This is a genomic window from Bacillus sp. BPN334 (genome assembly GCF_008368885.1).
Lineage (GTDB): Bacteria > Bacillota > Bacilli > Bacillales > Bacillaceae_G > Bacillus_A > Bacillus_A wiedmannii.
The window spans coordinates 474,348-500,670 of sequence record NZ_QOZW01000012.1 but is presented as its reverse complement, the minus strand read 5'-3'; the positions used below and the strand labels follow the sequence as shown (position 1 = coordinate 500,670).

At 34.0% G+C, this 26,323-nt stretch carries 20 protein-coding genes and 1 pseudogene; 10 read left to right on the top strand and 11 right to left on the bottom strand.

Annotated features, from left to right (window positions below):
- Positions 1–19: 19 nt before the first annotated feature.
- Positions 20–3,136 (bottom strand): efflux RND transporter permease subunit, encoded by a 3,117-nt coding sequence (locus tag DN393_RS20255; protein ID WP_149173803.1) that lies wholly within the window; start codon positions 3,134–3,136, stop codon positions 20–22.
- Positions 3,137–3,279: 143 nt separating this feature from the next.
- Here DN393_RS20255 and DN393_RS20250 point away from each other — a divergent pair, with 143 nt between their 5' ends.
- Entirely contained in the window at positions 3,280–4,152 is an 873-nt protein-coding gene (locus tag DN393_RS20250; protein WP_149173802.1) for a TetR/AcrR family transcriptional regulator, read from the top strand.
- A 29-nt stretch (positions 4,153–4,181) separates the two neighbouring features.
- Here the strand turns inward: DN393_RS20250 and DN393_RS20245 are convergent, their stop codons facing one another.
- Both DN393_RS20245 and DN393_RS20240 read right to left on the bottom strand, forming a co-directional pair.
- On the bottom strand, positions 4,182–5,153 hold the full coding sequence (locus DN393_RS20245) for a glycosyltransferase family 2 protein (protein WP_149173801.1): 972 nt from the start codon (positions 5,151–5,153) through the stop codon (positions 4,182–4,184).
- A gap of 36 nt (positions 5,154–5,189) precedes the next feature.
- Positions 5,190–5,573: a GtrA family protein gene (locus DN393_RS20240; protein ID WP_000413281.1), complete on the bottom strand. Its 384-nt coding sequence runs from the start codon at positions 5,571–5,573 to the stop codon at positions 5,190–5,192.
- A gap of 301 nt (positions 5,574–5,874) precedes the next feature.
- On the opposite strand from DN393_RS20240, the gene DN393_RS20235 reads away from it, so the two are divergent.
- On the top strand, positions 5,875–7,317 hold the full coding sequence (locus DN393_RS20235) for a glycosyltransferase family 39 protein (protein WP_064476033.1): 1,443 nt from the start codon (positions 5,875–5,877) through the stop codon (positions 7,315–7,317).
- A 55-nt stretch (positions 7,318–7,372) separates the two neighbouring features.
- On the opposite strand, the gene DN393_RS20230 is transcribed toward DN393_RS20235, so the two are convergent.
- The 5 genes from DN393_RS20230 to DN393_RS20210 form a co-directional block, all read right to left on the bottom strand.
- Complete coding sequence (locus DN393_RS20230; protein WP_149173800.1) at positions 7,373–8,830, bottom strand: ArnT family glycosyltransferase; 1,458 nt, start codon at positions 8,828–8,830, stop codon at positions 7,373–7,375.
- A 92-nt stretch (positions 8,831–8,922) separates the two neighbouring features.
- Positions 8,923–10,476 carry an ABC-F family ATP-binding cassette domain-containing protein gene (locus DN393_RS20225; RefSeq protein WP_064476035.1) on the bottom strand — a complete coding sequence of 518 codons (1,554 nt, stop codon included), beginning with the start codon at positions 10,474–10,476 and terminating at the stop codon, positions 8,923–8,925.
- A gap of 210 nt (positions 10,477–10,686) precedes the next feature.
- Positions 10,687–11,508, bottom strand: coding sequence for a glycosyltransferase family 2 protein (locus tag DN393_RS20220; protein WP_064476036.1), 822 nt, complete (start codon positions 11,506–11,508; stop codon positions 10,687–10,689).
- Between the two features lie 28 nt (positions 11,509–11,536).
- The gene (locus DN393_RS20215; RefSeq protein WP_088047710.1) at positions 11,537–12,991 is read right to left on the bottom strand and encodes an oligosaccharide flippase family protein; all 1,455 of its coding nucleotides are present in this window, start codon (positions 12,989–12,991) and stop codon (positions 11,537–11,539) included.
- 537 nt (positions 12,992–13,528) lie between these two features.
- On the bottom strand, positions 13,529–14,041 hold the full coding sequence (locus DN393_RS20210) for an acyl-CoA thioesterase (RefSeq protein WP_064476038.1): 513 nt from the start codon (positions 14,039–14,041) through the stop codon (positions 13,529–13,531).
- Positions 14,042–14,353: 312 nt separating this feature from the next.
- Between DN393_RS20210 and DN393_RS20205 the strand changes: the two genes are divergently transcribed.
- Complete coding sequence (locus tag DN393_RS20205; protein WP_149173799.1) at positions 14,354–15,667, top strand: ArnT family glycosyltransferase; 1,314 nt, start codon at positions 14,354–14,356, stop codon at positions 15,665–15,667.
- Positions 15,668–15,759: 92 nt separating this feature from the next.
- Here DN393_RS20205 and DN393_RS32455 read toward each other — a convergent pair whose 3' ends face one another.
- The 3 genes and pseudogenes from DN393_RS32455 to DN393_RS20195 all read right to left on the bottom strand — a co-directional run bounded on the left by DN393_RS32455 (position 15,760) and on the right by DN393_RS20195 (position 17,824).
- Positions 15,760–16,566, bottom strand: coding sequence for a methyl-accepting chemotaxis protein (locus tag DN393_RS32455; protein ID WP_370458097.1), 807 nt, complete (start codon positions 16,564–16,566; stop codon positions 15,760–15,762).
- A pseudogene (locus DN393_RS32450) lies at positions 16,564–16,941 on the bottom strand (protoglobin family protein); the annotation flags it as partial. The gene DN393_RS32455 and the pseudogene DN393_RS32450, both read right to left, overlap by 3 nt.
- A 250-nt stretch (positions 16,942–17,191) precedes the next feature.
- Complete coding sequence (locus DN393_RS20195; protein ID WP_000924376.1) at positions 17,192–17,824, bottom strand: trimeric intracellular cation channel family protein; 633 nt, start codon at positions 17,822–17,824, stop codon at positions 17,192–17,194.
- Between the two features lie 271 nt (positions 17,825–18,095).
- Between DN393_RS20195 and DN393_RS20190 the strand changes: the two genes are divergently transcribed.
- From DN393_RS20190 to DN393_RS20160, 7 genes are all read left to right on the top strand, one after another.
- Entirely contained in the window at positions 18,096–19,502 is a 1,407-nt protein-coding gene (locus DN393_RS20190) for an O-antigen ligase family protein (protein ID WP_064476041.1), read from the top strand.
- A 78-nt stretch (positions 19,503–19,580) separates the two neighbouring features.
- Positions 19,581–20,681 carry a glycosyltransferase family 4 protein gene (locus DN393_RS20185; protein WP_064476042.1) on the top strand — a complete coding sequence of 367 codons (1,101 nt, stop codon included), beginning with the start codon at positions 19,581–19,583 and terminating at the stop codon, positions 20,679–20,681.
- Between the two features lie 15 nt (positions 20,682–20,696).
- On the top strand, positions 20,697–21,437 hold the full coding sequence (locus DN393_RS20180; RefSeq protein WP_149173798.1) for a WecB/TagA/CpsF family glycosyltransferase: 741 nt from the start codon (positions 20,697–20,699) through the stop codon (positions 21,435–21,437).
- A gap of 291 nt (positions 21,438–21,728) precedes the next feature.
- A complete protein-coding gene (locus DN393_RS20175) occupies positions 21,729–22,928 on the top strand; it encodes an MFS transporter (RefSeq protein WP_149173797.1) in 1,200 nt (399 codons plus the stop codon).
- A gap of 255 nt (positions 22,929–23,183) precedes the next feature.
- Positions 23,184–23,900, top strand: coding sequence for a LytR/AlgR family response regulator transcription factor (locus DN393_RS20170; RefSeq protein ID WP_064476045.1), 717 nt, complete (start codon positions 23,184–23,186; stop codon positions 23,898–23,900).
- A 121-nt stretch (positions 23,901–24,021) separates the two neighbouring features.
- Entirely contained in the window at positions 24,022–26,100 is a 2,079-nt protein-coding gene (gene cstA / locus DN393_RS20165) for a carbon starvation protein CstA (RefSeq protein ID WP_088047712.1), read from the top strand.
- Positions 26,093–26,296 (top strand): YbdD/YjiX family protein, encoded by a 204-nt coding sequence (locus DN393_RS20160; protein WP_048560464.1) that lies wholly within the window; start codon positions 26,093–26,095, stop codon positions 26,294–26,296. Before cstA ends, DN393_RS20160 begins: the two co-directional genes overlap by 8 nt.
- Positions 26,297–26,323 lie beyond the last annotated feature (27 nt).

Sequence of the window (26,323 nt, the reverse complement as noted above, 5' to 3'; positions counted from 1 at the left end):
AATTAGCGAGGTTATTTTTTTATTTTACTTTTTTCTTTTTGAACTTGCTTAATACTTCATAAACGATTGGAACAATAAGAAGTGTTAATAGCGTTGAACTTGTTAATCCACCAATTACTGTTACACCAAGTCCTTTAGAAATTAAGCCGCTACCTTCAAATCCTAATGCAAGCGGGATAAGAGCCCCAATTGTTGCAATTGCAGTCATTAAAATAGGACGAAGGCGTGTTGCACCGGCTTCCAATAAGGCTTCACGTGTTGATAGCCCTTCATTTTCCTTATGAATAACGCGGTCGATAAGTACGATAGCGTTTGTTACAACGATACCGATTAACATAAGTGCACCAATCATTGCAGAGACACTTAACGTTTCACCAGAGATTAATAAGGCAACAAGAGCTCCGATAATTGTGAATGGTAGCGAGAATAAAATTGCGAATGGTGCAAGGGCACCGCCAAATGTAACGACAAGAACGAAGTATACAATGGCAATTGCAGCTAACATCGCTAAGCCAAGTTGCTTGAATGATTCTTCAATATCTTTTGTCACGCCGCCCATAGAAACATCTACGCCAGAAGGAAGATCCATTTTATCTACTTCTTTTTGAACCGCGGCAGATGCTTTTGAAACGTCATCAGATGTTAGTTTTGCACTTACTTCCGCATAAACACGGCCATCGCGGTGTTTCACTGTATTCGAAGTTTCCCCTTCTTTTACAGTCATAACATCTTTCACAGCCACTTCAGTACCAAGTGGCGTTGTAATTTTACGATTTGTTAAGTCATCGATTGTTTCATAATTTTGTTTTTCAGCTTCGACATATACATTGATATCTTTACCGTCTTTTTTAATTGTTGTCAGAACAGGTCGATCATGTTGATTAGAAAGTCCCATTCCGATTTGTGCAGCCGTTAGACCCATTTTACTTAGTTTTTCCTGATCTGCGACTAAAGTATACTCTGCATACGTTTTTGCAATACTAGAGTCTATATCCTTTAAGTCTTTATTTTTCTTCATGATATTTTGAATATCTTTTACAATAGGTTTAATGTCTTCCGAGCTATCTCCGTAAACGTATAGTTTAATTTCATTACTACCGCCACTCGCTCCGAAGTCTTGGTTTTTCCATTCGCCTTTTCCAGACATCTTCTGTAAATCTTTAACGACTTGCTCTTTTTCTTTTTCGAAGTTTTTCGTGTCGTTATCATATTGCACGAAGAACATTGCTTGATTTGATTGACCAGGACTCATTGGGTTTTCGCCACCTAATGAGAATTGAATTGTTTTGACGTCTTTATTATCTTGGAAGTGCTTCTCAGCTTTCGTTGCAATTTTTTCAACGTCTTCTAACGTTTGACCTGGTTCAGGGTTGTACGTTGTAATGATCATTTTTTCTTCTTCAGATGGTAAGAAACTTACGCCGATAATTGGAACAAGTGCAAGACTACCAACTAATAGAAGGACAGCGATACTTGATGTAATGATTTTATGATTTAAAGCCCATGCAAGTATGCGTTTATACCAGTTTGCTAATTTACTTGGTTTTTCTTCATGATGTACTTCTTTTTCCCTCATGCTCTCTTTTTTAAATAAAGAGTGAGCTAACATCGGCACGATTGTAACAGCTACTAGTAATGATGCTAATAAAGCGAAGACGATAGTTAAGGCAAATGGTAAGAACATTTCACCAATCATACCTTTTACTAGTCCAAGCGGTAAGAATACAGCAATTGTTACAATGGTAGAAGACATAATTGGGATAAACATTTCCTTCGTAGCTTCACGAATTAAATCTTTTCCGCGCAGTTTCTCTTCTGATAACGACATTCGTCGGTAAATATTTTCAATAACAACAATGGAGTCATCAACAACGCGTCCAATAGCGACTGTCATTGCTCCAAGTGTCATAATGTTAAGCGTAATATCCATTTGCTTTATGACTAATACAGCAATTAATAAAGAAAGTGGTATGGAAACGACAGAGATTAATGTTGTTCGGATATTTCGTAGGAACAGCATAATAATAACAATCGCAAAGATAGCGCCAAAAATGGCTTTGCTCAGCATTGTTTCTACTGATTTCTCAATTGGTGCACCTTGGTCGAATGTTGAAATAATCTCTAAGTCTTTATATTTTTTCTCAAGGTCTTTTACTTTATCTTTCACTGCATTTACAACATCAACAGTATTCGCGTCAGCAGCTTTTACAATTTGAATTCCAATTGCTTCTTTTCCATTTGTTCGAGAAATAGATTCTGCTTTTCCGACTTCTTTAATGTCAGCAATTTCGTCTAATGTAACTGTTGGAATCCCGTTCATAGCCGCTGGATTCATTTGCGGTGTTTGTGTACCGGATCCAGCATTTTGACTACCTTGACCGCTCGGTGATGAAGGTATAGCCGGGATTTTTAACTCTTTTAATGCTTTCATTGTTGTAATATTTCCATCTACAACAACTGATTTTTCCGTGTCTTTAAATGTATATAAGCCAAGTGGTAAAGATACGTCCGATCCTTTAATTACATTTTTTACAGTATCTTCACTTAAACCTAATTCTTTCATCTTATCTTTCTTGAAGACAAGTTGTACTTCATCTACTTGTTGACCTGAAATTTGAACAGATGCAACACCATCAAGTCCTTTTAATCCTGGAACAACATTTTTTTCTACATTTTCAGTTAAGGTAGCTAAAGATTCATTTTTACTTGCTACGCTTAATGAAATAACAGGAAAGGCATTGAAGTTTACACGTGAAACTTTCGGGTCTTTTATACCTTCTGGAAATTTCACATTTGCGAGAGCTTCTTTAATTTCTGTTTCAGCCTTTTCCATATTTTTATCAAAATCATATTCTACCTGAATAGAAGATGCGTTTTGAAAAGATGATGAACTAACAACGTTTACACCACTTAAATTTTGCAGTTGCTCTTCCATCGGTTTTGAAACTTTGTCAGCTACTTCTTCTGGTGTAGCACCAGGATAAACCGTGGTTACCGTTACAATCGGTGTTGTAATATCAGGAATTGTTTCCAGCTTCATGTTCAGCCCAGAATAAATACCTGCAATGGTAACAATAATGGTTAGTAGCCAAACTGCGAACTTATTTTTTAACGAGAAATTAATGAATTTGTTCATGTTTGCGCTCCCTTTTGTATTGTATTGACCAACTGGTCAGTCTAATACATAATATAACTGACTGATTGGTCAGTCGTCAATGAAAAGGGATGGTATAATAAATTCATAATAAGATGCGAGATTAAATTTAGGAGAGACATGATATGAAAGAAAAAGAGCGTTTAATTATAGAGATGGCTATGAAGTTATTTGCGACTAAGGGTGTAAATGCGACATCAGTACAGGAAATTGTTACAGCTTGTGGCATATCTAAGGGAGCTTTCTATTTATACTTTAAATCGAAAGAGGAGCTTTTATTAGCAACACTTCGATATTACTATGACAAGATTCAAAATAAAATGATGGATATTGAAAAAGAATCATTATTACCGCGTGAAAAATTTGCAAAACAATTGCATTGCCAGTTTAACGATATAAAAAAGCATAAAGAATTTATTATTATGCATGCGAGGGAAAATGCTATACCTTTTAATAAAGAAGTAGAAGAGTTTATGATGAGAATGAAGTTAGAGTCTCACGCATTTTATCGGAATAGTTTGTTGTTTATTTATGGTGAAAAGGTTATGCCTTATTTATTAGATTTAGTCATTATGGTAGAAGGCATATGCCGTGGATATTTAGAGTTAATTATTTTACAAGCGTCAGAAATTGAATTATCTTATGTTTCTGCTTTTATTTTGAAAAGAGTAGATGATTTAGTAGATGGATTGGTAGGATCTTCGGAAGAACCTGTGTTACATGAAGAAAAGCTTGGAGAATTTCTTTGCAAATCAGAGCTTATTAAGGAGCAGGTTAAGGAACACTTTTTAAAAGAAATTATCATTTTTAAACGTACATTAGCTGATCAATTAGAAGATGAGGAATTGCTTGTGACATTAGATGTTTTGGAGGCAGAAATGAGGTTGCAAAATCCAAGAATCCCGGTCATTCAAGGGATGTTATCTAATTTAGAGATATATCCAAATTTAAAAGAATTTCGTTTGAGGCTTATGGGGTATTACAATATAAAAAGGTAACAATGAGAGTTTTCATTGTTACCTTTTTATTATGCATTCACTTTTTCTTTTGTTTGTGTAGTCTCTTCTTGCTCAATATTGATTGTTTCTTTTACGATATAAATCGGACGGTTTTTACTCTCGTCATAAATACGAGCAATATATTGGCCAACGATTCCAAGACCAAGTAACTGAATACCGCTAAAGAATGTAATAGCAACCATAATAGATGCCCAACCTGTTTGCGTACCAGTACCAATAATTTTTACAGTAATTGTATATAGTAAGACGATTATTGAAATAAGAACTGATAATAAACCTAAAGTCATAACGATACGTAATGGTTTTGTTGAAAATGCAATAATGCCATCTGATGCAAATTTAATCATTTTCTTTAATGGATATTTTGTTTCACCAGCAAAGCGCTCATCGCGTTCATATTCAACATACGTTTGACGGAAGCCAACCCAAGACATCATACCGCGGATGAAGCGATTTCGTTCAGTCATTTGATTGAAAACATCAGCTACTTTGCGATCGATGATTCGGAAATCACCAGTATCTTTTGGGATATCGATATCAGACATGTAGTTTAAGAATTTATAGAAATATTTAGCTGTTAAAAGTTTAAACCAAGTCTCACCTTTACGTTGTTTACGTTTCGCATAAACAACTTCATATCCTTCTTCCCATTTTGCAATAAGTTCAGGAATAACTTCAGGTGGATCTTGTAAGTCTGCATCGATAATTACAATAGCGTCACCTTTTGCAGCAGCAATACCAGCTGTAACAGCTATTTGGTGTCCAAAGTTACGTGCGAAATTAACGATTTTTGTACGGTAATCATTTGCTGCAATCTTAGATAAGATTTCCATTGTACGGTCTGTGCTACCGTCGTTTACAAAGACAAACTCGTAATTAATATCATTTTGAAGCATAACGGACTTTAAACGGTTATAACATTCCTGTGCTACTTCTTCCTCGAAGTACATAGGAACTACAACCGAAATTAATTTTTGCATGTTGTATCCTCCGTATTTTTAATAAGTTGTTCAAGTTTAATTAGTAGCCTTTTCAGTTTGGTTGAATGTCCAAATTTTATTAAGGACAAAGTTTATAACCATTCCGACACCAATTGCGAAGATCTGTGCAATTAATGCATTAAAAGTAAGTTTATCTACCAATATAAATAAACATAATGTATTAAAAGCCAATACAATTAAATTTACAGTTAGAAATTTAAAGAACATTGACGTGCTTTTATTATTAGGTTTAAACACCCAATTTTTATTCCAATAATAGCTATTGGCAACACCAATTAAATAGGCAATGGTATTCGCAATCAGGTAGTTCATCCCGAATTTTAATAATATCCAAAAGCTAATAATTGTAATGAGTGTATTAAAGATCCCTACTAAACCAAACTTTAAGAGTTTCTCCATAATAGTATCCTCAACTTTATAAAATGTATAAATAAAACAGGAATGTAAAAAGGTTATTCGTACATAACAACTATCAATTATATCATAGTTTATGCTAAGATGTTATATGTTTTGGGTAGATATCATTTTAGGATATAAAATAAATCTGTTCATAATAAAATGATTATTTTAAATTGGTATACTAGGAAATATAAAAGCAAACATAGAAATCATGATAATATTAATGTATAGTAGCTGGTAGTGTGATTTTTTTAGGAAATATAATGTTTTCCCATATAAATATGTTAAGGAGTGAGTTTTTTTGGAACGTTTTTCTGGATTGTTTTCAACCTTTTCTACACGTGCCATATACGGCATTTATAGCTTTTTCGTTGCAATATTAATTTTTGATTATTTTTCAGATACTCAAAAATATAATTATGTAATGATATTAGTTGGAGTTTTATTATTATGTACAATTGGAAACTTTATACTTAGCAGTGGATCGCTATACCTTGAAAGAGTAAATGAAAAAATATGTTTTTTTGTACTGCTAATTATTTGTGTAGCAGTGAAAACAGCGTGGATTCTTACATACAAGATTGATCCGATTGGTGATTATGAAGCGTTTTTTAATACGGCAAAAGCATTAGGTGACAACTTTGTTATTCATGATAGATATGTTGCATTATTTCCACATATTTTTGGGTATGCTTCATTCTTAAGTATCTTCCTAAAAATATTTGGGGCAAACTTTATGATTCCACCAATTATTAATGTTGTTTTAACTACAATATCGATGGGATTAATATATTTTATAGCTAGAAGAATTGGTGGAGTGAGAACAGCGATAACAGCAAGTGTTTTATGGATTCTCTTGCCATCACAAACGATGTATAACATGTTTGCACTTTCAGAACCGTTGTATTGTACAATACTGTTATTAGCCTGGGCAATTATGATAATTGTTTATGATAAAATTGCAAATATAACGATTGCAAAGGTTCTTATGTATTCAATTCTAGTAGCTGCATTACTTGTATTAATAAATATGGCAAGGCCAATTGCAGCAGTGCCAATTATAGCCCTAGCAATATGGATGTTTATTATAGATACAAAGCATATTGGGAATAAAAAGCTACTTATTAACAAGGTGGCATATGTAGGGGTTATCATTATTGGATACTTAATGATGTCTTCGGCGGTAAATCATTATGTAACATTACGTTTAGGTGAAGAGATAGCAACAGTGCCGGGATACAATATTCATGTAGGATTTAATAAGGGAGCTTCAGGAACATGGAATCCAGGGGATTCAGCATTACTATATCATTATAGTGGTCAACCAGGATGGAGTGCTCAGGACGTTCAAAAGCAAATGCTTGAAGAAGCGAAAAAGAGAATAAAAAACGATGATATAGATTTCGGGAAACTAATGTATGATAAATTTATTATCTTTTTAGGGAACGATGATCAAGCTGTTAAATATGCAGATCCAATTATGGATCATAAAGTACGATATACTATAATTTCTAATGTTTTCTATTACTTTTTACTAGCTACTTCACTGTTCGGGGCGTTAGTAGCTATAAAAAATAAAAATAAATCTTCACTTCTCATTATTTGTTTATACACGATTGGGCTAACAATGGCACAAATGATAGTAGAAGTAGCACCGAGATATCATTATTCGGCTACAATACCTATGATCTTTTTAGCTGCTTTTGGCATTAATCATATTTACAATAAAAAAGAATATAAATAAAAAGGCATGAGCTCGGTATTGCATCGAGCTCATGCCTTTTTTATTTGGCCTTATCTTATATTTTTGTAGTCTTTCTTTTAGACATGAGACGATAAACTACATATAGTCCAGAACTTTGAATGATTGTAAAGCTAGGGATGATAAAGTATCGGTATCTTGTTTGATATTCGATTAAGAAGTGAATCGTTATATATCCAATTATTAATAATAAAAATAGTGTGTAATGTGTGTTGTTTTGCTTGGTTAGTATGAGATAAAAAGTTGCTAACGTACCAAATAACATAGTTGTAATATATATATATTTATCGTATGTCTTAAGGTCGTCTTGTAAGGTAACCATATCATTCTCTGTGTTACTTAGTGTTGCCAGACTCCATACTGGGGCGGAATCATAATCTGCCCACATAATCGTGAATTTATCACTAAATAAAGATAAAACCTTTTGTGGATCAGCTAGTCGCTCTTGAATCAATTTCTTCTCAACGGCTTCTCGTTCTTTTCCAAGCTTAAAGGACATAACATATTCTACATCTGCTGAAGAATATCCACCTCTTGTTTCGTGATTAAGTCCTACGGTGAATTTCCAGAGAGGATCCCTGTTAGATAGCGGATATTGGGTAATTCCGGCAGATATAAATGAAGAACTTATAATGTAATGAACAAGGTAAAAAATGATGAAAATCCCAGATAATTTTTTTATAGAAGTTAAAATATCCTGTTTTGATTTTCCTAATATACCTTGTAAAAAGACATAAAGAGCTACTGCAATCAAAACTAAAGCGCCAAGTGGACGCATAATATCTCCTAAAGCTAGGGAGATCCCTATAAAAATCCACATATATTTATGGGTTAGGCCTTTTGTAATTAATAAATAAAACCCAAGATAAAATAGGAATGTGGCAATATGTTGATTCGTTAGTAATGAGCTCATTACAATGCTTGGAATATATAATGCATATAGTAATCCAGCCATTCTTCCAGACCATTCATTAAAAACATATGAAGTTATTTTGTAAATTAGCAAGGTTGTTCCTGTGCAATACATTATATTTAAAAGTTTTAGAAGGAAAGGCCCTTCACCGAATAAATTAATAATGAGGGCTTGGTACATTGTAAATCCAAGTTGATAAACCCATGAAGTATAATAGTCATCTTGTGCAAAACTAAAATCGCCTTTAGTAGCTTGAATAGCACTATTGTACATCACTGAAAAATCTGATTCGATAGGAGTTGGAACGTAGAGAACCCAAATTAATCGAACAGAAAAAGCTAAAACAATAAGTGAAACGGTAAATGCAAATGTAGACATATACTTATTAGAAATATAGCCAATAAGCAAAAATAGAAGGCCTATTAGAATAATAATCGGGATGATAATAAAGGAATGTGTGTCAGTTTTTTCTTGAATTACGACTATTGATTGCCACGTTATAGCAGCAGAAATAATTAGACATAGTACTAATAAGCACTTTACAAAAAATATATTAAGCTTTAGGGGGAATGTACGTTGCATTACTAAAAACTCCTTATCAAACTGTATGGTTATTTTAAATCGAAATCCCTTTACACGCTAAATAGTAGTGTAAAGGGATTTTTTTTAGGGGATTAAGAATTTTCTTGGGCCCATTTCTCTACATCCCAAGTTTTTGTTATCCACTCTTCATAAAAGTCTGGTTCGTGGCATACAAGAAGAATTGTTCCTTTGTATGCTTTCATCGCTTTTTTCAACTCTTCTTTTGCTGTAACATCAAGGTGGTTTGTTGGCTCATCAAAGAGTAGCCAGTTACTTTCTTCACCCATTAGTTTACATAAACGAACTTTTGCTTGTTCGCCACCGCTTAATTGATTCAGTGGACGAGAGATGTGTTCGTTTTTTAAACCGCATTTCGCTAACATTGCACGTACTTGATGCTGGTCTAAGCTAGGGAATGTATTCCAAACATCATCAATCGGTGTTATATTATCAGCTTTTACTTCTTGCTCGAAGTATGATGGGTTTAAGAAGTCACCAAGACTTGTTTTTCCGCTTAATGGTTTAATCTTACCTAAAATCGTTTTTAACAGTGTTGACTTACCGACACCATTACATCCAACAATTGCAATTTTTTCACCACGTTCAATTGTCATCGTTAATTTTGGTAATAACGGATGTGTATATCCAATCTCTACATTTTCTCCTTCGAAGACGAATCGACTACTCGCACGACTTTCTTTAAACGAGAATTCAGGTTTAATAGCTGTTTCAGGACGATCGATACGTTCCATACGATCAAGTTGTTTTTGACGACTCTTTGCACGGCCAGTCGTTGAGTAACGAGCTTTATTTTTCGCAATAAAATCTTCCTGCTTTTTAATAAACTCTCGTTGCTTTTCATAAGCGTTTATATGTTGGTTCTTATTCATCTCCGCTAGTTCTAAGAATTTTTCATATGTCGCTGTATAACGCGTCATTTTTGTAAATTCGAGATGGAAAATAATATCAACACATTTATTCATAAACTCCGTATCATGGGAAATTAATAGGAATGCGTGTGGATATTCTTTTAAATAAGTTGTTAACCAATGAATATGTTCAACGTCTAAATAGTTGGTCGGCTCATCTAATAGTAATACTTCTGGTTGCTCAAGTAGTAACTTTGCAAGTAATACTTTTGTACGTTGTCCACCACTTAATGCAGCAACATCACGATCTAGACCGATTGCGTCAATTCCAAGTCCACGTGCTGCTTCTTCAATTTTAATATCTAATAAATAGAAACCGCCGGCTTCAAGAGCATCTTGAATTTCTGCCATTTGTTCAAGAAGTTCTTCTAATTCTTCTGGTGTAGCAGTTCCCATTTTTTCTGCAACTTCATTTAATGCTTTTTCTTTTTCAAATAAAGGTAAAAATGCATCTGCTAATACATCACGAATTGTGCGACCGGGTGTTAAAATTGTATGTTGGTCTAAGTAACCGTAATTTGTGCCAGGTGTCCATTCAACACGACCTTCATCATGGATAAGCTGACCAGTAATTATATTCATAAATGTTGATTTCCCAACACCGTTTGCTCCAACTAATCCAACGTGCTCTCCTGCGAGTAAGCGCATGGATACATCTTTAAATAATGTGCGATCACCAAATGTATGACCTAATTTTTCAACAGTTAATAAGCTCATAATGTCCTCCGTTCATTTCTAAATAGTGTCTTGAATCATGATACTAAATTCTTGGATATAATGCTATCATTTCAAAAATATATAATATAATTGACCAGTGAGGGATGCGATTATAAAAGAATGATGGGTTACTTTGCAAGAAATAAGAGATGCAAGAGAAATAAAAAAACAAGGTGTAACCATTTAATAAAAGTGGTTACACCTTGTTTTTTATTTTAAATATCCACGAACAATTCCGCGTAAGCGATTTGCGTGGAATTTGCGCTTATCATTAGAAATATTTTGTGTCATACGGAATGTTGCCGCAGCGACAGCACGTAAGAAATAAGGGAATCCATAGTGTAGGCGAATAACCCTACCAAAACCACCAGCATAAGAAATGGCACGTTTTAATGATTGTTCATTAATAATTTCCTCTTTTACAGGATGGTATACGAACAGATCTTTTCTAAATAAACCAGTATAATTTTGTTTCATACCACGTAGTACAAAGTCAGTTTCTTCACCAGCTCCATAAATCGTGCCAGAACCAACACCTAAATCTTCATCAAATGTACCTACATCTTGTACAAATTGCTTTGTGAAGAATAGTGTGAAAGAAGGTCCCATGAATCCATACTTATTATTTAAAATAATGTCTGTATTCGGTGCGTGTATTAAAGAACCTGTTCCTTCAACATTTGTAGTGTTTGTTGAGATGAAATGAACATCTTTATTAGAGTTGAAAGTTTCTAATATACTCTCTAAAACATTTGTTTCATAAATACAATCATCATCTGGAAAAGCGATGACATCGCCATCCGCTACTTTTAATCCTGCATTTCGCGCTCTCGATAGTCCTTTAATAGGTGTATAAATGTAATGAATAGAAAATTTTTCTTTATATTCATCAAATAAATCAGAGATTGGTGTATCATTTTGATCTACTACGATAAGTTCGAAGTTTTTGTAAGTTTGTTGTTCAAGTGATTTTAGTAAGTCAAGAATATCATCACGTCTGCCACAAGTAGCCATGATTAAAGAAAATTTCAAGTTTAACAGCTCCTTTTAGAGATTGCGTTTAAGCTTTTTTGAATCGTGCCAGTATCTTTTCAAGTAGTGAAAATAGAATTTCATCCTTTGTTATAAAGAGGATAAGGGCATATGTTAATCCACATGTCATTATTACTAGGATAACTTGTAGTATTTGCCCAGATACGAGCATATCAATAACGAATGCTATTGGTACAAATGTTAGTGAATAAAATAGATATTTAAGTTTGTGTATATCGAATAACGTATAATTCACTTTTAGTTTCTTTTTCACATAAATATATTCAAATGTGATTAAGAAACAATTCGCAATTGTTGTTGTGAAAATTGCGGTTGTTGGTGTAAGCACATGTAAGTATATTAGTGCAATATTGGATGTTAAGTTGATAAATCCGCAAATAAATAAAAATCGCACTAAAATGCTTTCTTTCTTTTTCACATAGATAATTTGATTCGATAAAATGGACTCAATACCGACTGTAATCATATAAAAAGCAAAAACAATTAGTGTATTACCAGCCCCAGCGAATTCTTGTCCACCGTAAATAACAACAGCTCCATGAGCAATGAGCATTAAACCAATTGCAGCAGGAAATAGGGTAATGAAATATACTTTTGAAATTTTGTTTAATAATGATTCGTATTCCATTTCAGATGCGTTCCCTGATAAATAAGACAGTCTTGGAACGGTTACTTGTACAACACTTAACATAAGTGTATTAATAATCATCATAATTTGAAAAGCCATTACGTAATATGCAACTTCTATCTTTCCAACATATACCCCTAAAACAAGACGATCTAATTGAGTATATAAAATATTAGCATTTGAAAAAATCACGACTAATAGTAACGGTTTTAAATGAGGAATAATAGTTAAGTCCGAAAAATCAAATTTAACTTGGCGTTTCACATATACAAAGCTAATAGAGTGGTTTAAAAATGTTGATAATACTAATAAACCAGCAAATGTTTTGTAATCGTCGGCCCCATGAATGAAAGAGAAAAGAAGCACAACATAGATTAATCGAACGATAACTGTTTTTTTAGTGATGAAGTCATAATTTTCATATGCTTCATTGAACCATTCCACATAAAACATGTTAGAAATAAAATTGAAACCGAAAATAAGAAGAACAGGAAATAGACTTTCATGTCCATACCCAATGTAACTAAAGAGCACAAAGGCTGATAAAGCCAAAATACTAGTTGTGAAATTAATTACATAGAGACTTGTAAATAACTTAGAAACTTTCTTTTTATCGTTTTTAATTAAGCTAATTTCACGTAAACCATATTGATATACACCAAATACGGCGAACACGAAGAAGTAATTGAAAAAAGTTTCAGCAACGTTAACGGTTCCAATTGAATTTGCTCCTAATGTTCGATATGCGTAAGGACCAACTAAAATTGGCAGTATAATATTAAACGTGTTGAGTAGTATTTTATAAAAAATATTTGAAGCAATTGATTTCTGCATAATTTCACCTTTCCATTAAAATAATCCAGTTTCATTAAAACACTTGCTATGTCATAGTAAGTGTTTTTACTAGAGTTAATTCTCTCAATATAATGGAAGTGTAAGGTGTTTTCTACACTGTTTACAAATCCTTAAATTGTTTTGTTAACTACCCGTATAAGTGTACCCTACATAAACTTTGTAAAGCAACTGTTGATGGGATCGAACCGTATTATAAAGTGAAACTTTTATCAGTGGGGGATGTACATTCCCGATTGATTATCAGTCCTCATCAATCGGGCGTTTACGGGAAACAAGGCTCCCGCCTAACGTCTTTGCTCCAGACGAATTTTGACGCGGGAGTTTTACAGCCCGTAAATAGCAGGATAAATGAGATTTTATTAATTAGAAGAAGTTAATAGTGAACGGATATGTATAAAAATATTACATAATATGTATGAAAAGGGGTAATGGTTGTATGAAGGTGTGAAATTGTTTATAAAAAATGAGCGAATATGTGATAGCTATTCGCTCAAAAGATGTTTTAATGGTGAAGGTCTATATACTCCAAGGTTTACTTAAAGTTAGAACTTCAGCCATTTCCTTGCTTTTTATACGCCCCTTTTTTCTACTTTCTGCACGCTCAGAACCAGTTGTGTGTAGCCAATGTTCTTCTTCCGTTTCAGGTAGTACTTGTGGAACAGATGAAGGTTTTCCATCTTTTAATGCAACGAATGTAATGAAACATGTTGCAGCTATTCTACGTTCGCCTGCTAATAAATTCTCTGCAATTACTTTTACGAACACTTCCATTGAAGATTTTCCTGTATAACATACGAATGCTTCGTAACAAACGGAATCTGCTTGGTGAATTGGAGTTAAAAAATCAACAGAATCGATAGATGCCGTTACGCAATGTTTACGGCTATGTCTTGCAGCTGCAATTGAAGCGATACTATCAATTTCCGCTAATAATTTTCCTCCGAAAAGTGTTTGATGATTATTTAAATCATTCGGAAAAACACGTGTTGTTTTAATTGCTTTGGATTCTCGCATGAATTTCTTTTCCATATGGTCAGCCCCTATTTTCTGTTTTCAATCAGAATGACATGTATTGTAAGTGGAGTACAAAAAATTAAAAATCGATAGATATTTAATGAAGTAAAGAATTCCAGAAGAGGGTTAGTAAAACTTCTGTATTTGTATTCATGTAACTGAAAGAAAATTTATTACTATATAAAGTGTAGTGTAAAAGAGGATTCGCTTACATTGCAAGTGAAAAAATTAGGACCCTGTATTTGTCATAGAAATTCCCTATCAGCTGTGTACCTATTCATGATAGAATCGTTTTGTTATGAATGGAAATAGAGGTGCAATGGACATATGAATCATATACAAACAAATTTTTCGTCTTTTTTTAGTAAAATAATGATTGGTGCGATGCTCGCATTTTTTGTTTATAGTTGTTGGTCAGCGTTTGAAACCAGTAAACAATTTTTTGGCGACAGTACGACAAGTGTATCAATCGTATTAGTTATTTTTGTTATTCTCATGCTGTTAGTGGCATCGATTTTACAGTATCGTTTTACAGATAAACAATTTCTTGTTTTTCTTATAAGTACATCTATAATTGTGAGACTTAGTATGGTTCTATTTGTAGACGTTCCGATAATTGGTGATATGAAAGCTATGTTTGAGTCTGCAGAGCAGATTGCAATTGGTAATAACGTAGAGAACATAGCGCAGTTACCTTTTATTATTTATGAATCAATTATTATTCGTGTATTTGGTGATACAGTATTCGTATTGCAGTTATTCAATATTTTATTTTGCACAGGGACTGCATTTTTCATTTATCGTATTGCAGCAATGGTTTTCGGAGAAGAATGCGGCCGTATTGCGTCTGTATTTTACGCTTTATATATTCCGAATATATTTATGAGTTCCTTATTAACATCAGAATCGCTCGCAATATTTTTATTTTATTTGGCTTGCTACATACTTTTATATAAAGGTTTAGATCATCCTTATATGTGGGTACTTTCAGCAATTTTATTTGCATGCAGTAATATGATTTTCCCAATGGGATTATTTCTTCCTATTTTTATTGCTGTATATGTGTTGTTAATTGAGCTCTTTCAATCAGCAATGAAGCAAAAAGTATTATTAAAGATGATAGGGATACTTATTCTATTTTATAGTGCTCATTTTGGTGTGAGTTATGGAATTCAGACAATGGGAATGTCACAATATACAATTTCAAATGAGACGTATGTTCAATCTGTTTTAATTGGAAAAGGTAAAAATGAGGAAAAAGTAACAAAGAATCAAAACGTAACAGAGCATATTGATCAAAAGCTAAAAGAGATTGAAGAAGAAAGATTTAAACTTTTAAAGCCAGTAATTAATCAATTCTCAGGTGAGGGAATACATTCTATTCTATTTAAATGTGAAAAACTTATATACATAGCGGTAACATTATTTATGTCGATAGCTTTATTACACTTTCTTATTAAGAAACAACAAAATGAAGGATATATGTTGTTCGTTTTGTTAATTGGCGGATACGTATTGTTAAGGCTCTTCCAAGTAGATATGGCATATTACAATCTTATAGTGCCAGCTTTGTTTATTTTGCAAAGCTTTGGTGTTTATATGAGTTATGTGTATTGTCAAAAAATATTCTTCAGAAAATAAAAAGAATCCAGTTTGGATTCTTTTTTTATGGGTGGAAGATGAGGACTATGAGTCAGCGGAGATGAAGAACCTCTACTGACATAAGCTTCACCTTAGCGGTTCAGTTCTAGTTGTAAACTATCAGCTGTTAGAGCCATTTTTGAGGAATCGTCTTGAATTCCTTTCACTACTTGTGAAATGGTTTCTAACTCATTTTCAATTTTTTTATTCTGTTCTTTCGAGTTAGACATGTCTTTTACAATTTCTTGGAAGTATTGATCTGTCTCAGACATACCATCCGTTCCTTCAGATACGAGGGAGCTAATTTGTTTCACGGAAGAAGAGACACGAATAATTTGTTCATTTGTTTTTTCAACGAGCTTTGTAACGTTAAATATAGATTCTTTCGTTTGCTCTGATAACTTGCGAATTTCTCCAGCTACAACAGAAAAGCCTTTGCCAAATTCCCCAGCACGTGCAGATTCAATAGCCGCATTTAGTGCGAGCAAATTTGTTTGCTCTGCAATTGATTTTACAATATCTATAATCTCGTTAATTTTGTTAGAAATATCGAGAAGTTCATGAGTATCTGTAATAATCGTTTCCATGTTTGTTTGAATATATTCCATTCGTTTATTTTGCTGATTTAATTGTTCTTTCCCTTTATTCGCTTTTTCTTCTGATGTTGTAGCTAATGATGTACCTGTTTTGGCAATTTCTACAATCGTTTCAGATTTAGCGGTTAACTGTTGAATAGAAGCGCTCGTTTTTTCAGATACAGATGCTAGTTCTGTTGCAATATGCGTAATGGTCATAGCTGTTATTTCTTTTTCTTTTTCATGTTCTTTTTGTATTCTTTCATATTCAGATTCATAAGCCGCAATAACGAGTTCTTGTTCAAGAGTAAATAATTTGTTTATTACGTTTATAGAATAAGAAAAATCGTCAATTGTTGTAATTTTTGTTTGCAAAATCTTCATGATAGAGCGGAATAATTCTTGATAAGCGGCAGTATACCATTTTCTATGTAAACCAATTTGTACATGTCTTTTGGCAATTCTAACACGTTGTTCAATAAAATCTTCATGCATATCGCCGCTGAATAATTCTTTTATATGTGTTTTTAAAGTTTGCTTTAGTTTTGGAATAGAGCTATAACGTTCAATAATAGTAGTTAAATTAGGCTGCTTTGTAATATTGGCATAGAATTTTTCCGTAATCCAATCAATTTCTTCATAAATAAAGGGCTGTAGTACCTTTACGATTTGTAAATCTTCTTTTGAAATATGTAGCATATCCATTTGAATTTTCAGTTCAGAATTAGTAGGCACGTTAAAAGTGATTTTTTGATCCTTACTTAATTCAAGTATACTGGCGTTTGTTTTATTTGTATGTTTTTTAAAAACCCCAAGCATCGTTCTTCCCCCCTGTGTATAAAGCGTTTTCATTTTTAGTCCTAATATAATTATATATTTTTATATACAATTACTCTATATTAGTGTGTAGAATAGTATATAAATTAAGAGAATTCTATGTAGAATTCTCTTAATGGCCTTTATTAATTTTAGCATGTGTTTTAAAGAAAACTGGGAAATGTACATTATATATTACAGTGACAACACGAATAATGAATGTTACTAATAAACAAACATAGAAAGCTAATACGTGTGCCCCCATTGCATATGTGATTAGGAAACTAATTGCTCCTAAGATAGAAGCGATTGCGTAAATCTCTTTTCGGAATACGTAAGGGATATCTTGAGCGCAAATGTCACGCAAAATACCGCCTCCAATACCTGTAATGACTCCCATTGAAACAACTAAAAATGAGGCGTCAACATGATGTGACATTGCCGCATTTGCACCAATAGCTGTAAAAACACCTAAGCCAACAGCATCAGAAAGCATGATAACGACTTGCAGTTTATTGATACGCTCAAAAAACATACAAGTAAATAATGCTGATAATACACTTACGAAAAAGTAAATGGGTTTAACAAATGCGACAGGAGGCAGGTTACCGATCATAATATCACGAATAATACCGCCGCCGAGCGCAGTGGCTACAGCTAAACAAAGGACACCAAATAAATCTAAATCTTTTTTTAAACCAACTAATGTACCAGAAATAGCAGCGGCGATAATGCCAAGAAACGTAAATATGTCGATTAATAACATTGCTGTAATCCCTTCCTCCTAAAGATGTTCCAGAGAAAAAATATACACTAAAGTTATGTAAATAACAATGCATTTTCTTTACATGTAGAAAAAAAGAAAAAATGAGGAAAGAAAGCGCTTGAAAATGCAAATATGCTTTTTTCTATAAGGTAAGGTTGGGGAGAAATGTGAGGCGTTTAATTAAAAAATATATGTTATAATAAATATTTGAGATAAGAAAAAAATATTAACAGTATAGATTGAAATTAGGTAATAGTTATGGAGGTTCTAGATGTTAAGCGAAAATAGTAAAAGTAATAAATTTGAAAATTTTCTATTAATCTTTATTTTGTTGCAACCAATTTTAGATTTGCTCACGGCATTCTGTATAATGGTTTTAAAAATTGATACGACCATTGGAGTTATTACACGCTTATTCGTTATGTTCCTAAGCGGGATATATATTTTAATTCAAACGAAGAAACAAGGAAATATAAAATATATATTGTATATAATCTTAGTAGGAATAGTCTTCACCATCGGATTGGTAAATAACAAGCTTACAAAAGATCCTATGGTACTTTCAGAGGAAATTAAGTTTATAGCAAAAGCATTATATCCGTTTGTTATGCTTACTTGTTATGTGTTTGTATTTAAGTCTTTAAAAGAGAAAAGCCATTCAAATTCAAAAATGCGTGACTATATTACGTATGCATCGCTAATTATAGGAGTAGTCATGGTAGCTTCGATTACTACTGGAACAGATTATAATAGTTATGAATGGGTAAAGTTAGGATCACGCGGTTGGTTTTATGCAGGTAACGAGCTAGGATCTATTTTAGCCATCATGTGTCCAATTGTTATTTTGTATTCAATTGAAAGAACAAAAAGTATAGGTAAAGCGTACTATTGGATTCCTTCAATTTTAGTTGTTTATTCACTATTTGCAATTGGGACAAAGGTTGGCGTAGGAGCAATCTTTGGATCAATGGCTATCGCAGTTGTTATGTGCTTTATTCAGGCATTTACACAGCGTAAAGATAAAAAGAAACATGCCTATTTATTAAATGGTTTTCTTGCAATAACTGTATTTGTAGGCATATTGGCATATACACCTTTTTCACCGTTTATGAAAAATATGGGATTTCATTTCCAATTAATTGAACAAGAGCAGAGTGCGAAAAAGGAAGAGAAAAAGAAGGAGGAAGCTAAAGAGCACAAACCTCCTGTGACAGAGCAAGAAAAAGAGAAAGAAAAAGCAAAAGAAAAAGTAGCAGAGAAGAAAGAAGAAACGCAAGCTCTTATTTTTAGTGGGCGTCAATTATTTGAACAGATGTATAAAGATTTCTATAATGAAGCCCCAATGTCTCAAAAATTATTAGGAATGGGTTATGCTGGTAACTATAAAGAACAGCCGAAATTAATTGAACGTGACTTCCACGATTGGTTCTATTCTTTCGGAATCATAGGGTTCATTTTACTTGTAATTCCATTCTTATACTTTGGTATTAAATTTATTGCATGTATATTTACTAAATTTAAACAAATATTCACAGTGAAATATGCAATGATGATTGCAGCAATATTTCTCGGATTAGGTATCTCATTCATGGCTGGTCATATTTTAATTGCACCTGGAGTGAGTTTCTACTTAGTATTAATCATGGCATATTTAATAGTTGACTTGGAAATTGAATGATAGAAAAATAAAAGCTAGCATATGTTAGCTTTTATTTTGTTATAGTAAATAAAAAGAAAAAAATGGGGGATGTAAGAAATGAAAGTGTTGCATATGAATGCTGGTGCAGAAGAAGGTGGGGGGAAAACGCATATTATTTCACTTTTATCTCAATTTTCAAAGGAAGAAGTGGAATTAATGGTATTTGAAGAAGGTGCGATTGCTAGAGAGGCGAGAAACCTTGGTATTCAAGTGCATGTTTTTACCCAATCATCTCGGTACGACCTATCAATTCTTTCAAAAATAAAAGCATTTATTAATGAAAATCAATTTGACATTGTGCATACACATGGCGCACGAGCAAATTTCTATCTCTCCCTCTTGAAAAAAGGTATAAAAGCGAAATGGATAATGACTGTCCACAGTGATCCAACTTTGGATTTTATGAAGAGGGGATTAAAAGGATGGGTATTTACAAAGTTAAATTTACGTTCTTTCAGGAAGGTAGATTTATTCTTTGCAATTACAGAGAATTTTAAGAGAAACATAATAAAACTAGGTGTACCAGAAGAGAAAATTTGTACGGTTTATAATGGAATTGAGTATGATAGTACTCCAGTAAAACCTTATGATAAGAGTGAATTTGGCATCGATGAAGGAGTATTTACAGCCATTCAAGTAGCACGTCTTCATCCTGTTAAAGGTCATGATATTTTATTTGAAGCGTTACAAAAAATTAAAATTCAAAATATAAAGGTGCTCTTGCTTGGTGATGGACCTATAGAAGCAGAATTAAAAGAGATGGTGAAACAAAAGGGCTTAGAGGATAAGGTGATGTTTCTAGGTTTTCGTACAGATTCCAAAGAATTATATGCATCTGCAAACATTAATTTGTTAACCTCTTATAGCGAAAGCTTTCCTCTTGTTTTATTAGAAGCGGCTAATCAGCGCTTAACATCTATTGCAACAAATGTAGGTGATATGAGAAAGTTAATAGTTGATGATACGTATGGATGGGTTGTACCAATTGGTGATGCAGACTCGTTAGCAAACGCGTTAGAAAATGCTTATGAAAAATGGTTGAATGGTGAATTAGAAGCGATGGGAAATCGTTTATATAATCATGCATCTACTCATTTCTCGCTAAAAAATTTGTATGAAGATACTTATAATGCATATAAAAAACTTTTACTGAAATAGAGAGGATAGTTAATCATGGAAGTAAAAACGGTTGATATTCTAGGTGTTCCTTTTTCTACAATGACAATGGATGAAACAATCCAATATTTGAAGGGACAACTAGAATTGGAGCGAACTCATACTTTTCAGGTAGTAACAGCAAATCCTGAAATTGTTATGTGTGCAAAAAAGGATGAAGCATTCCATAAAACATTATTAAATACAGATTTAATTACACCTGATGGTATTGGAGTTGTAAAAGCAAGCGGTATACTTGGTACACCTGTAAAGGAACGTGTAGCAGGTTTTGATTTAATGTGTAATCTACTTGCAAATTTATCAGAGGAGAATAAACCGGTATCTGTTTTCTTACTTGGTGCAAAACCGCATGTTGTACAAGCTGCAGCAGAGCATTTAACGAAGACATATTCAGCTGTATCTATTGTAGGTACACAAGATGGGTACTTTAAACAAGAAGAAGAAGAGAGTATCGTTTCTCGTATTCAAGAAGCAAAACCAGATTTATTACTTGTCGCGCTTGGTTTCCCAAGACAAGAGAACTTTATCCAAACTAATAAGCATCGTTTAGAAACGAAGATGGCTGTTGGAGTGGGCGGAAGTTTAGATGTATGGGCCGGAGAGGTAAAACGTGCACCAAAATGGATTCAAGCGATTAACTTAGAGTGGTTTTATAGATTGTGTAGTAATCCAACGCGCTGGCGTCGTCAGTTAGTATTAGCGGAATTTTTAAAAGAAGTCATGCGTTCGAAAAAGTAGCGGAATATCGCTACTTTTTTATTTGGTCATTTTTAATAAAGTGAGGTTTTACTCATCCACCACTGATGGTTAATCCTCACCAATCGGACGTTTAACGGCAGTTGATTTTCCATCTAACCTCTTTGCTTCAGCTGAATTTTGAGGTGAGAGTCTTACTGCCCTCAAATAGTGGGATGAGTATTTTACTTTTTGGGCATGATGAAGGAGAATTTTTTGTACGAAAGTATTTTACTTATACAATTCACACATGTAAAATGATGTGTAAAGACAGCTGTGTAAGGAGGACTTCTTATGGGCAAGGGGAAAGAAATTTCGAAGCGAAAGCTACTTGGTATAGCAGGGCTTGGATGGTTATTTGATGCAATGGATGTTGGAATGCTTTCATTCGTAATGGTAGCATTGCAAAAAGATTGGGGATTAAGTACGCAAGAAATGGGCTGGATAGGCAGCATTAATTCAATTGGTATGGCAGTCGGAGCGCTCGTTTTTGGAATACTATCAGATAAAATAGGACGTAAATCAGTCTTTATTATTACATTATTACTATTTTCTATCGGTAGTGGTTTAACTGCTTTAACGACAACACTTGCGATGTTCCTTGTTTTACGATTTTTAATTGGTATGGGGCTTGGCGGAGAACTTCCAGTTGCTTCTACATTAGTATCAGAGAGCGTTGAAGCGCATGAACGTGGCAAAATAGTTGTGCTATTAGAAAGCTTTTGGGCAGGTGGATGGTTAATTGCAGCTCTTATCTCGTATTTTGTTATTCCGAAATATGGTTGGGAAGTTGCAATGGTATTGAGCGCGGTTCCGGCACTATATGCTTTATATTTAAGATGGAATTTACCGGATTCTCCGAGATTTCAAAAGGATGAAAAAAGACCATCTGTTATCGAAAATGTAAAGTTGGTTTGGTCTGGTGAATATCGTAAGGCAACAATTATGTTATGGATTCTATGGTTTTCTGTTGTCTTTTCTTACTATGGGATGTTCCTTTGGTTACCTAGTGTAATGGTATTAAAAGGATTTAGTTTAATAAAAAGTTTCCAGTACGTACTTATTATGACGTTAGCTCAATTGCCAGGATATTTCACGGCTGCTTGGTTTATTGAACGACTTGGTCGTAAGTTCGTTTTAGTTACGTATTTGATCGGTACAGCATGTAGTGCTTACTTGTTTGGAGTGGCGGAGTCATTAACCGTATTAATCGTAGCAGGCATGTTACTATCCTTCTTTAATTTAGGTGCTTGGGGTGCATTATACGCTTATACACCGGAACAGTATCCAACGGTTATTCGTGGTACAGGTGCAGGGATGGCAGCAGCATTCGGCCGTATTGGTGGTATTCTTGGTCCGCTATTAGTAGGATATTTAGTTACTTCACAGGCTTCACTATCACTAATATTTACGATTTTCTGTGGATCAATTTTGATTGGCGTAGTTGCTGTAATTCTACTTGGGCAAGAAACGAAGCAACGAGAATTAGTATAAGGTGAAACTTTAATCGGTGAGGGATTTATCCCCCACTGATTATTAGCCAGCACCAATTGCGTTTTTGGGGAAGTAACAATTCAGTGAGTGTTACTTCCTACAAATAATGGAATAAAAGGGCAGGGGAACCGTCGTGGTTTCCTTTTTTCTGTTTTTTTAGATAAATAATGGTATAGTAAGAAAAAGGGAATGTTTCTTATAAAAGCGAATGTATACAACAAGACATATGGACAAAAGAATTAGGTGGTTGAAGAAATGAAAATTTTACTGATCATGGAAGAAGCAGAAGAGCGAAGAAGTTTAGCGGACAAATTTACTGAAAATATAAGGAATGTAGAATGTTTTGAAGCGAATACGGGGACAGAATCATTATTTATTATGAAAAAGCATACACCAGATTTTGTTTTCTTGAATTCAAAATTACTAGATGGAACTGGTTTTGAATATGCGAGTTTATTACGGGAAGTAAATTGTTATACGAAATTGATTTTTATGGGTGAAGATATAGAAGAGTCGATTACCGCATTTCGTTTTCAAGCATTCTATTATTTACTACGCCCATTTCGTGAGGAAGATTTGCAATTCCTTTTATATAGAATGTGTAAAGAGCAAGGCGAGAAAGCAAAGAGTTATTTGCGAAAGCTACCGATAGAAGGTCAAGAGGGAATTCGGTATATTTTCCCTGAAGATATTGTATATGTAAGCAAAAATAAGGAAAACAAAACGGTTTCAATTTATACAACAAATAATCAGTATATTTCAACATATACACTTCAGGAGCTGGAAAATAAGCTAAATGCATATGATTTTTTACGTGTGCATAAAAGTTATTTAATTAATATGTCATATGTACAAGAACTAAAACCTTATTATAATGGTACATATAATCTGTATTTAGATAAATATGATGAGCAACCAATTCCAGTTAGTCGTAATTATGTGAAACGACTTCGAAATAAGATTGAATTATAGTAGGTAATGCGAGTTTTTTAACATGATAAACTAAAAATCCTTCATGATAAGGAGGATTCAAATTAAATATTCAGAAAATTTAGTACAATCCCACTAAGCAATAGTATTGGGGGGATTGTATGTGAAAACATTGAAGTCGATTTTACTATGGGGAGTTATTGCAGCAGTAGGCGCAGGTGCATTTGGTGTAATAGCTTTATCACAAGGTGAAACTATTAATGCCGTGTGGCTCTTAGTAGCTGCGGTATGTGTGTATGCAGTTGCTTACCGCTTTTATAGTAAATTTATAGCGAGAAAGGTATTTGGTTTAGATAATAATCGGCAAACGCCAGCCCATACATTAAACGATGGAAAAGATTATGTTCCGACAAATAAGTGGGTATTATTTGGGCACCATTTTGCAGCAATTGCTGGGGCAGGCCCTTTAGTAGGACCGATTTTGGCAGCGCAAATGGGATATTTACCAGGGACAATATGGATTATTGTTGGGGTAGTTGTCGCTGGAGCTGTACAAGATTTTGTAATTTTATTTGCTTCGATGAGACGGAATGGTAAATCTTTAGGAGAAATGATTAAAGATGAGATCGGTCCTGTTACAGGGCTTATTGCAATGATAGGCATTTTAGGTATTATGATTATTTTATTAGCAGTATTAGCATTAGTAGTAGTAAAGGCGCTTGTCGGAAGTCCTTGGGGAATGTTTACAATAGCAGCAACGATTCCTATCGCTATTTTAATGGGAGTGTACATGCGCTACATTAGACCTGGACGGGTTGGTGAAGGGTCAGTGATCGGAATTATTCTACTTATACTGTCTCTTATTGGAGGACAGTATGTAGCAGAACATCCAACGCTTGCAAGCATGTTCACGTTTAGCGGTGAAACGATTGCTATTATGCTTATTGTATATGGATTTATCGCATCGGCCTTACCAGTTTGGATGCTTTTAGCACCACGTGATTATTTAAGCACATTTTTAAAAGTCGGAACAATTGTTGGATTAGCAATTGGTATTTTAATTGTAGCACCAGATTTACAAATGCCAGCAGTTTCGAAATTTATCGATGGAACAGGTCCTGTTTTCTCTGGAAACCTATTCCCATTCTTATTTATTACAATTGCTTGTGGTGCGGTGTCAGGATTCCATGCTCTCGTTTCATCAGGTACGACGCCAAAAATGATTGAACAAGAGGGACACGCACAGCCAATCGGTTATGGGGCAATGTTAATGGAATCATTTGTAGCGGCGATGGCGATGATTGCAGCTTGTGTATTAACACCAGGAACGTATTTTGCGATTAATAGTCCCGCAGCACTTATCGGTACGGATGTCTCGCAGGCAGCTCAAGTTATTTCTTCATGGGGATTTGCTATTACACCAAATGAACTAAAAGATCTTGCTGTAAACGTTGGAGAGCAAACGATTTTATCACGTACAGGTGGTGCACCAACGTTAGCGATAGGTATGGCATATATTTTCTCACAAGTAATAGGTGGAACGGCCATGATGGCCTTTTGGTATCATTTTGCGATTCTCTTTGAAGCGCTATTTATTTTAACAACGATTGATGCTGGAACACGTGTAGGCCGATTTATGATTCAAGATATTTTAGGACATGTATATAAGCCATTTGGGAAAACGGATTCTACATTAGCGAATGTGATAGCTACAACGTTATGCGTATTAGGATGGGGTTATTTCTTATACCAAGGGGTAGTAGATCCACTTGGTGGAATTAATACGTTATGGCCACTTTTCGGTATTGCAAATCAAATGTTAGCAGGTATTGCATTATTACTTGGAACGACAATTTTGTTCAAAATGGGGAAAAAGGCATATGTTTGGGTGACACTTATTCCAACTGTTGGATTGCTTATTGTAACGATGACGGCGGGTTATCAAAAGTTATTTCATGAAAACCCTAAAATAGGATTTCTATCTCACGCAAAGGTGTTCCAAGGAGCATTAGATGAGGGGAAAGTGTTAGCACCAGCTAAAAATGTTGCTCAAATGAAGCAAATTATTTTCAATGATTATATTGATGCAGCGCTTTGCGGGATTTTTATGATAGTTGTAATCGCTGTATTAATTTCTGCAATTCGAATTTGGATTCAAGTATTAAGAAATAAGCCGATGCCGCTAAAAGAGGCGCCATATATTTCTAGAGATGAAAGTGAGTCGAGGAACTATTATGCTTAAACGACTACGGAAAGTATGGGGACAAAGAAAACACTTTATTAGTTTACTGGTTGGGGTACCAAGTTATGAAACATATGTAGAGCATATGAAAAAGCATCATCCAGAAGAAGAGGTTGTATGTCAAAAACAATTTTTTGCAGAAGCGCAAGAGGCTAGATTTAATGCAAAGGGCGGAAAGATATCACGCTGTTGTTAATGAAAAGGGCGAATTTTCGTCCTTTTT

Excerpts from the sequence above, each read along its gene's own strand:
- DN393_RS20255 (WP_149173803.1), bottom strand. The coding sequence starts at position 3,136 with ATGAACAAATTCATTAATTTCTCGTTAAAAAATAAGTTCGCAGTTTGG.
- DN393_RS20250 (WP_149173802.1), top strand. The coding sequence starts at position 3,280 with ATGAAAGAAAAAGAGCGTTTAATTATAGAGATGGCTATGAAGTTATTT.
- DN393_RS20245 (WP_149173801.1), bottom strand. The coding sequence starts at position 5,153 with ATGCAAAAATTAATTTCGGTTGTAGTTCCTATGTACTTCGAGGAAGAA.
- DN393_RS20240 (WP_000413281.1), bottom strand. The coding sequence starts at position 5,573 with ATGGAGAAACTCTTAAAGTTTGGTTTAGTAGGGATCTTTAATACACTC.
- DN393_RS20230 (WP_149173800.1), bottom strand. The coding sequence starts at position 8,830 with ATGCAACGTACATTCCCCCTAAAGCTTAATATATTTTTTGTAAAGTGC.
- DN393_RS20225 (WP_064476035.1), bottom strand. The coding sequence starts at position 10,476 with ATGAGCTTATTAACTGTTGAAAAATTAGGTCATACATTTGGTGATCGC.
- DN393_RS20215 (WP_088047710.1), bottom strand. The coding sequence starts at position 12,991 with ATGCAGAAATCAATTGCTTCAAATATTTTTTATAAAATACTACTCAAC.
- DN393_RS20210 (WP_064476038.1), bottom strand. The coding sequence starts at position 14,041 with ATGGAAAAGAAATTCATGCGAGAATCCAAAGCAATTAAAACAACACGT.
- DN393_RS20205 (WP_149173799.1), top strand. The coding sequence starts at position 14,354 with ATGAATCATATACAAACAAATTTTTCGTCTTTTTTTAGTAAAATAATG.
- DN393_RS20195 (WP_000924376.1), bottom strand. The coding sequence starts at position 17,824 with ATGTTATTAATCGACATATTTACGTTTCTTGGCATTATCGCCGCTGCT.
- DN393_RS20190 (WP_064476041.1), top strand. The coding sequence starts at position 18,096 with ATGTTAAGCGAAAATAGTAAAAGTAATAAATTTGAAAATTTTCTATTA.
- DN393_RS20185 (WP_064476042.1), top strand. The coding sequence starts at position 19,581 with ATGAAAGTGTTGCATATGAATGCTGGTGCAGAAGAAGGTGGGGGGAAA.
- DN393_RS20180 (WP_149173798.1), top strand. The coding sequence starts at position 20,697 with ATGGAAGTAAAAACGGTTGATATTCTAGGTGTTCCTTTTTCTACAATG.
- DN393_RS20175 (WP_149173797.1), top strand. The coding sequence starts at position 21,729 with ATGGGCAAGGGGAAAGAAATTTCGAAGCGAAAGCTACTTGGTATAGCA.
- DN393_RS20170 (WP_064476045.1), top strand. The coding sequence starts at position 23,184 with ATGAAAATTTTACTGATCATGGAAGAAGCAGAAGAGCGAAGAAGTTTA.
- DN393_RS20160 (WP_048560464.1), top strand. The coding sequence starts at position 26,093 with ATGCTTAAACGACTACGGAAAGTATGGGGACAAAGAAAACACTTTATT.